Annotated in this window: 8 protein-coding genes, 1 rRNA gene and 1 pseudogene; 8 read left to right on the top strand and 2 right to left on the bottom strand. The window is 70.8% G+C overall.

Annotated elements, in window-relative coordinates:
• From rrf to QH270_RS03680, 7 genes are all read left to right on the top strand, one after another.
• Nucleotides 1–93: ribosomal RNA gene (gene rrf, locus QH270_RS03710) — 5S ribosomal RNA — on the top strand; the annotation flags it as partial.
• Between the two features lie 92 nt (nucleotides 94–185).
• Nucleotides 186–668, top strand: a complete 483-nt coding sequence (locus QH270_RS03705) for an SRPBCC domain-containing protein (protein WP_280338900.1) — start codon at nucleotides 186–188, stop codon at nucleotides 666–668.
• A 55-nt stretch (nucleotides 669–723) separates the two neighbouring features.
• Nucleotides 724–1,815 carry an ABC transporter substrate-binding protein gene (locus QH270_RS03700; RefSeq protein WP_280338899.1) on the top strand — a complete coding sequence of 364 codons (1,092 nt, stop codon included), beginning with the start codon at nucleotides 724–726 and terminating at the stop codon, nucleotides 1,813–1,815.
• Entirely contained in the window at nucleotides 1,815–2,675 is an 861-nt protein-coding gene (locus tag QH270_RS03695; protein WP_280338898.1) for an ABC transporter permease, read from the top strand. The genes QH270_RS03700 and QH270_RS03695 overlap by 1 nt, the downstream gene beginning before the upstream one ends.
• Nucleotides 2,651–3,412: an ABC transporter ATP-binding protein gene (locus QH270_RS03690; RefSeq protein ID WP_280338897.1), complete on the top strand. Its 762-nt coding sequence runs from the start codon at nucleotides 2,651–2,653 to the stop codon at nucleotides 3,410–3,412. Before QH270_RS03695 ends, QH270_RS03690 begins: the two co-directional genes overlap by 25 nt.
• Nucleotides 3,409–4,758, top strand: coding sequence for an LLM class flavin-dependent oxidoreductase (locus QH270_RS03685; protein WP_280338896.1), 1,350 nt, complete (start codon nucleotides 3,409–3,411; stop codon nucleotides 4,756–4,758). Before QH270_RS03690 ends, QH270_RS03685 begins: the two co-directional genes overlap by 4 nt.
• Before the next feature lie 160 nt (nucleotides 4,759–4,918).
• On the top strand, nucleotides 4,919–6,118 hold the full coding sequence (locus tag QH270_RS03680; protein WP_280338895.1) for an MFS transporter: 1,200 nt from the start codon (nucleotides 4,919–4,921) through the stop codon (nucleotides 6,116–6,118).
• 156 nt (nucleotides 6,119–6,274) lie between these two features.
• Here the strand turns inward: QH270_RS03680 and QH270_RS03675 are convergent, their stop codons facing one another.
• Entirely contained in the window at nucleotides 6,275–6,862 is a 588-nt protein-coding gene (locus QH270_RS03675) for a TIGR03086 family metal-binding protein (RefSeq protein WP_280338894.1), read from the bottom strand.
• Between the two features lie 62 nt (nucleotides 6,863–6,924).
• Here QH270_RS03675 and QH270_RS03670 point away from each other — a divergent pair, with 62 nt between their 5' ends.
• Nucleotides 6,925–7,677, top strand: coding sequence for an AraC family transcriptional regulator (locus tag QH270_RS03670; protein WP_280338893.1), 753 nt, complete (start codon nucleotides 6,925–6,927; stop codon nucleotides 7,675–7,677).
• 1,080 nt (nucleotides 7,678–8,757) lie between these two features.
• Here the strand turns inward: QH270_RS03670 and QH270_RS03660 are convergent.
• Nucleotides 8,758–8,859: pseudogene (locus QH270_RS03660) on the bottom strand (hypothetical protein); the annotation flags it as partial.

The following is an 8,859-nucleotide window of genomic DNA, read 5'->3' as shown; positions in this document are numbered from 1 at the left end:
ACGCCCGGTCCCATTCCGAACCCGGAAGCTAAGGCCACCTGCGCCGATGGTACTGCACTCGACAGGGTGTGGGAGAGTAGGACACCGCCGGACATATTCTGCGAAAGGCCCCCAGCATCTGCTGGGGGCCTTTTTGCGTTCGCGTCTTCCGGGCCGACGACCGGGGCGAGGGCTACCGTGGAAGTATGTCGACCACGAGGATAGGCAGGCACATCAACGCCCCGCGGGCAGCGGTCTACCGGCTGCTCCTCGACGCCGACGCGGTCAAGGCGTGGATGGTGCCCGACGACATGGCGAAGGCCAGCGCGGTGCACCGGTTCGAGCCACATGAGGGCGGGACGTTCTCGATCACCCTCATCTACGACGACGCTTCCGACGCGGACATCGACGCCCAGCACGACGCCTACTACGGCCGTTTCCTCAGCCTGACTCCCGACGAGCAGGTCGTCGAGGTGCTGGAGTTCGTCACCGACAAGCCGGAGATGTCCGGTGCGCAGCGCATCACCTTCACCCTGACCGACGCGGCCGATGGCGGCACCGAGCTGGAGGTACTGCACGAGGACGTCCCGCCGGGACTGAGCGCGCCGGACAACGAGATCGGCTGGCAGACGGCGCTGTCGAAGCTCGTCGCCCTCGCCGAACACGGGTCGGTCCGCGGACCGCAATAAGTTCACGGTAACGCTAACCGTATCCGGGTGATCGGCGGCTTGCTTCAATCCGTGTATGCACCGACCGAACACCTTCCTGCCCGGCCTGCGTGGCCGTGCCACCGCCGCGCTACTGGCACTGGCGACCGTCGCGTCCGTCGGCCTCACCGGCTGCGCGAAGGGTGGGGACGCGCCGGTCGGCACACCTGACGCGCCGCTGCCGGTGGAGGTTCCGCCGGGTACCACGCTGATCGTGGCTGACCAGCAGGAGCGGTTGCAGTCGGCCCTGCGGCTGTCCGGTGAGCTGGACAAGTTGCCCTTCAAGATCGAGTTCGCGAACTTCATCGGCGGCCCGGCCGTGCTCGAGGCCTTCCGGGCCGGCGCCGCCGATGTGGGCCAGGTCGGCGACGTGCCGCCGATCCACGCGCTGGCCGCGGGTCAGGACGTGCCGATCATCGGCTCATACCAGACCGATCCGAAAGCACTGAAACTCGCTGTCGCGCCGGGCCGTTCGATCAGCACGCTGGCCGGTTTGCGCGGGAAGAAGATCGCCTATGCCGAGGGCACCGCGCAGCAGGCCGCCGTGCTCAAGGCGCTCACCAAGGCCGGGCTGACACCCGGTGACGTGCAGCTGGTCCGGCTGCAGCTCGCGGAGTTCCTCGACGCGGTGCGCACCGGCCAGGTCGACGTCGCCCCGCTGATCGAACCGAACGTGACCCGGCTGCTGCGCACCGAGGGTGCCACGCTGATCCCGGATTCCGAGACCAGCGGCATCTACACCGGTCTGGCCTACCTCTATGCCCGCCGTGCCGTGGTGCAGGACCCGGCCAAGGCCGCCGCGACCAGGGCGCTGGTCGGTGCGTTCGTGCGGGCCTGGCAGTGGACCAACACCCACCGCGAGGAATGGGCGACCCGCTATTACGTCGAGATCCAGAAGGTGAGCGCCGACGACGCGAAACGCATCGTCGAGTCGCTGGGCACCTACACCTTTCCGCATCTGGACCAGCAGTTGATCGCCCGCCAGCAGGCCACCATCGACGCGATCGACGCGGCAGGCGAACTGCCGAAGAAGATCGAGGCCGTCGACGGTTTCGATCTGCGATTCGACGCCGCGGTCACCGAAGCCGTCACGGCCAGTGGGGCGGCGTTCGCGCCGGCGGCGAGCTGATGGCCACCCTGGACGTCACCGCACTGCGCCGTGCCCGCACGAACACCCCGCAGGTCGAGGCGCTCGCACCCCGTCGGCGTGGCGGCCGCAGGCTCGGACCGGGCCGGCCGATTCCGTTCGGGTTCGCCCTCGGGCCCGGCCTGCTGATCGGGGCGTGGATCCTCGGATCCGCCACCGGCGCACTGGATCCGGAGACGCTGCCCGCGCCCTGGACGGTCGCCGCGACCGCGAATGAGCTGATCGCCGACGGTCGTCTGCAGTCGAACCTGCTGACATCGTTGCAACGGGCGGTGCTCGGGCTCGGCCTCGGGGTGCTGATCGGCGTGGTGCTGGCGCTGGTCGCGGGGCTGAGCCGGATCGGGGAGGCGGTGGTCGACGGGCCGGTGCAGATCAAGCGGGCGATTCCGACGCTGGCGCTGATCCCGCTGTTCATCGTGTGGTTCGGGATCGGTGAGGAGATGAAGCTGATCGTCATCACGACCAGTGTGCTCGTGCCGGTCTATCTCAATACCCACGCCTACCTGCGCAGTGTGGATGCCCGCTATGTGGAGCTCGCGGAGACGGTCGGGCTGTCGCGGTGGGGGTTCGTGCGGCGGATCGCGCTGCCCGGTTCGCTGCCCGGGTTCTTCCTCGGCTTGCGGCTGGCGGTGACCATCTCGTGGCTGGCGCTGGTGGTGGTGGAGCAGGTCAACGCGACCAGCGGCATCGGCTACCTCATGACGCAGGCGCGGACCTACGGGCAGATCGACGTGATCGTCGTCGGTCTGGTGATCTACGGACTTCTCGGGCTCTTCGGCGACCTCGCCGTGCGGGCGGCGGAACGAAAGGCGCTGGCATGGCGACAGACACTGAACGACTGAACACCGACCGGGTGGTGGTGCGCACCCGCGCCCTCACGCGTGGTTTCGGCGGTCGGATCGTGCTGAACGGCCTCGATATCGAGATCCGGCGCGGTGAGTTCGTCGCCCTGCTCGGGCGCAGTGGTTCGGGCAAGAGCACGCTGCTGCGGGCACTGGCCGAGCTCGATGCCGACGTGCCCGGATCGGGTGAACTCACGGTGCCGACGCAGCGGTCGGTGGTGTTCCAGGACTCCCGGCTGCTGCCCTGGGCCCGGGTGCTCGACAACGTCGTCCTCGGCCTGACGGATCGGGACGCGGCCGCGCGCGGGCGGGCGGCGTTGGCCGAGGTCGGCTTGGCCGGGCGCGAGAAGGCTTGGCCACGTGAGCTTTCCGGCGGTGAGCAACAGCGGGTGGCGTTGGCCAGGTCGCTGGTGCGGGAACCGGAACTGCTGCTGGCCGACGAACCCTTCGGCGCGCTCGACGCGCTCACCAGGATCCGCATGCACGCCCTGCTGCAGGCGCTGTGTGAACGCCACCGGCCCGCCGTCCTGCTGGTGACCCACGATGTGGACGAGGCCGTGCTGCTCGCCGACCGCGTCCTGGTCCTGGACGAGGGCCGGATCGCGATCGACCAGCGGATCGACATCGCGCGCCCGCGCAGGCACGCGCACGCCGAATTCACCCGGTTGCGCGATGTGCTGCTGGCGGGGCTCGGCGTGGATCCCACCGTATTCGAGGAATTGAAGAAGGCGTCATGAGTGCACCACGTCAGCTGAGCCTGAACGCGTTCATCTACCCGTCGGGACATCACGAGGCCGCCTGGCGACACCCCGACAGCCGACCGGACCGCATCTACGACGTGTCCTACTACCAGGAGATCGGGCGCACCGCCGAGGCCGCGAAGCTCGACGCGGTGTTCTTCGCCGACGGTCCCGCACTACGCACCGACGTGCGGCACAACGCGGCGCCGGGCTTGGAGCCGATCACGCTGCTCACCGCGATCGCCGCGGCGACAACACATCTGGGGCTCATCGCGACCGCCTCGACCACCTACTACGAGCCCTACAACCTGGCCCGGCTGTTCTCCTCGCTCGATCACATCTCCGGCGGCCGCGCGGGCTGGAACATCGTGACGACCGGAACGGACCTGGCCGCGGCGAACTTCGGGCTCGACCGGCATCCCGACCACGCCGCGCGCTATGCCCGTGCGCGGGAGTTCGTCGACGCGGTGGTCGCGCTCTGGGACAGCTGGGAGGACGACGCCATCCTGCTCGACCGCGCGGCGGGCATCTACGCCGACCCTGACAAGATCCATCCGATCGACTTCGTCGGTGAACATCTGCGTGTCCGTGGGCCGTTCAACGCCGCCCGCACGCCGCAGGGACATCCGGTGCTGGTGCAGGCGGGTGCCTCCAACGAGGGCAGGGCGTTCGCGGGCAAGTACGCGGAAGCGATTTTCACCGCCCATCAACGGCTTTCGGACGCGCAGACCTTCTACGCCGACATCAAGTCCAAGGCCGCCGAGTACGGGCGTGAGGCCGATGAGGTGAAGATCCTGCCCGGCATCAGTCCGTTCATCGCCGACACCGAGGCCGCCGCGAAGCGCCTGGAGCGCGAGTTCAACGAACTCACCGTGCCCGAATACGGGATCAAGCAACTGGAATCGATCACCGGCACCTCGCTGCGGGCCCTCGCGCTGGACGAGCCGGTGCCTGCGGACGTGTTCGCCGGTGCCGGTGACGTCACCGACAACGCGCGCAGCAGGCTCCAGGTGGTGGCGGGGATCGTGGAACGGGAACGCCCGACGCTGCGCGGTCTGCTGCATCGGCTGGCCGGGGCGCGCGGACATCGGGTGTTCGCCGGAACACCGGAGCAGGTCGCGGACACGATCGAGGAGTGGTTCACCCAGGGCGCGGCCGACGGTTTCAACGTGATGCCGCCGTACTACCCCGGTGGACTCGAGGTGTTCGCCGAGACGGTGGTGCCGATCCTGCAGGACCGCGGACTGTTCCGCACCGAGTACTCGGGGACCACCTTGCGCGACCACTTCGGCCTGGCCCGCCCGCGCGGTCGTTTCGCACCGCGGCCCGCTACCGTCGGATGAGTGCGCCCGTCGACGAGAACTGTTGTCCCGCAGGTAGGAAAGGTCGTCGCCGACAGCAGATGGGCTCCGGAACACCGCGAGCTGCCGCGTCCGGCGGACCCGGGGTGAGCGTGTTGGCCCGGCAGGCGCGGGCCGTGCTGTGTCGTCTGGTCGGGTCGCGATGACCGCGAAGACGGTCGAGCCCGCGCCGATGCGGTTGCGGTCGTTGACCTGGCCGGTGTTCGCGCCGATGGCGCTGTACGGGGTCGGCGTCGGGGCCGCGGCGCCGATGTATGCCTTGCGCGCGTTGGATCTCGGGGCGTCGGCGGGCGCAGCGGGGCTGCTGGTCGCGCTGAGTGGGCTCGGGATGGTGCTCACCGATCTGCCCGCGGGGCGGATCGTCGCGCGGATCGGGGAGCGGGCCGCGATCGGGGTCGGCAGTGTGCTGGGCACGGTCGGCGTGGTCGCCGCCATCGCGGCGCCGAATCTCGCTGTGCTGGCAGTGGGTTTGCTGCTCAACGGTGCCGCTGGCGCGGTGTGGGGCCTCGCGCGGCAGACCTACCTGGTCTCGGTGGTGGCCCCGGAGCAGCGGGGCCGTGCCATGTCGACATTGGCGGGCGCGCATCGGCTCGGGTTCTTCTGCGGGCCTTTCCTCGGCGCCGCGCTGGTGCACGGGTTCGGGCCAATCGGGGCGCTGTGGCTGCAATTGGCCACCACACTGCTCGCGAGCGCGGCGATGGTGACGATCCGTTCGGCCGAGATCGGTGATCCGTCGGCGCTGCGCCCACTGCACACCGTGCTCTCCGAAAACCGAAGGGCGCTCGGCACTCTCGGACTCGCGGCGGTGGCCGTCGGCGCCGCGCGGGCCTCGCGCAGCGCGCTGCTGCCGCTGTGGGCCGCGCATCTCGGCATCGACGCCGCGACCACGAGTCTGCTGTTCGGCCTGGCCGGCGCGGTCGACGTGCTCATGTCCTATCCGGCAGGTGTCTGGCTGGACCGGGCGGGCAGCCGGGTCACCGGTGTCGCCTGCGGGCTCTGCTTCGCCGCCGGCTACGCGAGCCTGCCGTTCACCCACTCCGCGCTCACCATGGGCATCTCGACCCTGCTGCTCGGCCTGGCCAACGGGCTCAGCAACGGCCTGATCATGACCGTCGGCGCGTTCGCGGCACCGGCCGATCGCCGGGCCGAGTTCCTCGGCGCCTGGCGGCTGACCCACGATGTCGGGATGTTCGCAGGTCCCGTCGCGGTAGGGGTGATCGGCGCTTTCGCGGGACTGGCCGCCGCCGGCGCGATGCTCGCGGTCGGCGTCGGCCTCGGCGCCGTGGCCATGTACCGCTGGTTTCCCGGGCGGATCCGGCCACGGCTGGTGAGCGACGAGTAGCCCGCCGACGCCCCGACCGGGGACGCGGTCATGCGGCCCGCACGACCGACCGAGCGCTCGGCCTGGGAATCATCGCGGCCCGGGCGGCGAGGTAGCGGCCCGCTGTCCCGCCGACGTCCAGGCCGGGTCGCGCCGGCGAGGCCGACGAAACGGCGATCACCCCGCCGACGTCCAGGCGGGGTCACGACCGGTGAGGCCGAGGAGGCGGTCGAGCAGGGGAGCGCTGGGGTCGACGCGGACCTCGGGGCCGTAGATGCCCATGGCGCGGCCTTGCTCGGCCGACGCGGCGGTCTCGGTGTGGGCGTAGCGGAGCAGGTCGTCGTCCCACGAGACGGTGGCGTCGACGGCACGGGCGAGGTCCCAGCCGTGCAGGATCAGTTCGCCGACGACCATGCCGCCGACCAGTGGCGCGGGCAGCTCGGTCGGGCCGCCCATGTGCGTGACGCCCTGCCAGGCCGCGGGATCGCGCCAGGCGGCGGCGAGCTCGTCGAGGTGGGTGTCGAGGGCGGCGGCCCAGTCGTCCGAGGTGAGATCGATGTCGGATTCGGTGGCCGCGGGCGGGGCGACCGCCTGCTTGCGCGCCGCGCCGACCAGCGACGGGCCCCAGAACAGCAGGTGGTTGAGCAAGGCGCGCACGTCGAACTCGGCGCACGGCGTCGGGACGGTGAGCAGATCCGGCGTGATCGTGCGCAGGATCTTCGACAGCGGTTCGGCGGCGGTCGCCACCCGTTCGGTTTCGGACATGGTTCGAGACAACCACCCGGCGGCCCGGGCTGTCTTGAACAAACGCGACATACACTCGCCGCGTGGAGCGCGATCCGCGGGAACTCGGTGGTGCCTGGCGCGCGGCGCAGCGCCATGAGTTCGCGGCGCCCGGCGGGGAGCTGGCGCGCTATGTCGCCCGGTACTGGTCGGCCACCTGGCAGTACGAACGGCCGTACCGGCAGCTGGTGGTGCCCTTGCCGAACGTGCACCTGAGCTTCCGCGACGGCCGCGCCGAGCTGCACGGACCGTCCTCGTCGCACGTGTACCGCGAGCTCTCGGGGACTGGTTCGGTGTTCGGTGTCGCGTTCCGGCCCGGCATGTTCCGTCCGTTCCTCGGCGCGCCGGTGGCTCAGCTGCGGGACCGGACCGTCGATGCCACAGCGGTATTCGGCGCCGAGCTGCCGCCCACCGCCGGCGTCGCCACGATCGAACAGTTCCTCTCGGCCCGCCTGCCCGCCCCCGACCCGCAGGCCGAACTCGCCGCCGAGGTGGTCGACACGATCGCCGCCGACCCGGGCGTCACCAGGGTCGACGCCATCGCCGAACGGTTCGGGCTGAGCGTGCGCGGGCTCCAGCGATTGTTCGCCGACCACGTCGGCATCGGCCCGAAATGGGTGGTGCGCCGCTACCGCCTGCACGAGGTCACCGCACGGCTCGACGCGGGCGGCGGCGTCGACTGGTCCGCCACCGCCGCCGAACTCGGCTACGCCGACCAGGCCCACCTCAGCCGGGACTTCCGGACGATCTTCGGCGAACCGCCGACGAGCTACGCGCGACGCTACGAAACGCGGTGAGCGTCCGTCACGGGATCGACACGAGCCCCCGGCCGATACCCGCTCCTACAGTGGAGGAATGTCGTCGATCGACAGACATCCGTCCACCGTCGCGGACTACGACGAGACGCGACGGCGGGCCCGGCTGCGGGAAACCCGCCTCGGCCACGGGTGGCGGCGCTGGCGCCGAACCAGGCTGGTGGCCTTGCGATCACTCGGTGTCCTGCTGGTCGCGCTGCTCGTGTTCGTGCAGTACTGGGTGCACGACGTGGCCCCCGAACGCGAACGCCTGGCCCGCACCGACCCGGCCCTGCTGCCCGCGCATCTGCCCGCCGACGCGCGTGACTGGGACACCGCCGTCGTCGACCTGGTCGGGCTCGGCGGGCTCGACGCCACGCCGACCGCGAAGGCGCTGCCCGCGCTGAGCAGGTTCGGCGTGGTGTGGGCGGTGCGCTACGACAACGCCGGTATCGACACCAAGGTGATCGCCGACATGATCGTGCGGGCCGCCAGGTACGGCAACGTGCGCAATATCGTGCTGGTCGGGCACAGCATGGGTGGGGTGGTCGCGCTCGAGGTGGCGCGGCACATCCACCTCGGCAGCGACCGGCGCCTGGTCGCGGTGCTGCTGGACTGCACGCCGATGGACCTGGACGCGGTCCGGCCCGAAAGCCGTAGCCGCGGCGCCGATCTGGTGCGCCTGATGGGGTGGCTGCCCGGGGCCAGGGAGAGCAGACTGCTGCGCTTCGCGGTCGAGATGGCCGCGCGGCGGGAACGATTCGCGCACCGGGGCGCGCTCTTTCCCGACCTCGACTATCCCGCGTTGCGTGACGTGGCCGCAGAAGTGTTGCGCGACAAGATCTTCTCGAAGAACACCGCGAGCAACGGATTGATCGAGGCACAGTTCCTCGCGATCGTCGCGGGCGGCAGCACCGCGGATCTGCGGGCACTGGCCCGCCCGCACCCGGACAAGGAACGGCCTGCCATCGTGTTCCTGCGCCCGCGCGGGGCCGGGCGCGGCCGGCGCGGGGGCGGCGGGGGGGGGGACGACGGGGGGGGCGAGCCGGCCGGGGGGGGAGTCGAGGCGCCGGGGAGCGGATGGATCTCCACGAGCTCGGGGGTGCCCCGGGTGAGCGTGCCCGTCTTGTCGAAGGCGACGCGGGTGGTGGCGCCGAGCTGTTCCATCACCACCGCCGATTTCAC

The organism is Nocardia neocaledoniensis (assembly GCF_029868625.1).
Taxonomy (GTDB): Bacteria; Actinomycetota; Actinomycetes; order Mycobacteriales; family Mycobacteriaceae; genus Nocardia; species Nocardia neocaledoniensis_A.
Note: the sequence above shows the minus strand (reverse complement) of the source record. Positions and strands in the feature narration are given on the sequence as shown.

Coding starts and splice junctions, on each gene's coding strand:
- QH270_RS03705 (WP_280338900.1), top strand. CDS start 186: ATGTCGACCACGAGGATAGGCAGGCACATCAACGCCCCGCGGGCAGCG.
- QH270_RS03700 (WP_280338899.1), top strand. CDS start 724: ATGCACCGACCGAACACCTTCCTGCCCGGCCTGCGTGGCCGTGCCACC.
- QH270_RS03695 (WP_280338898.1), top strand. CDS start 1,815: ATGGCCACCCTGGACGTCACCGCACTGCGCCGTGCCCGCACGAACACC.
- QH270_RS03690 (WP_280338897.1), top strand. CDS start 2,651: ATGGCGACAGACACTGAACGACTGAACACCGACCGGGTGGTGGTGCGC.
- QH270_RS03685 (WP_280338896.1), top strand. CDS start 3,409: ATGAGTGCACCACGTCAGCTGAGCCTGAACGCGTTCATCTACCCGTCG.
- QH270_RS03680 (WP_280338895.1), top strand. CDS start 4,919: ATGACCGCGAAGACGGTCGAGCCCGCGCCGATGCGGTTGCGGTCGTTG.
- QH270_RS03675 (WP_280338894.1), bottom strand. CDS start 6,862: ATGTCCGAAACCGAACGGGTGGCGACCGCCGCCGAACCGCTGTCGAAG.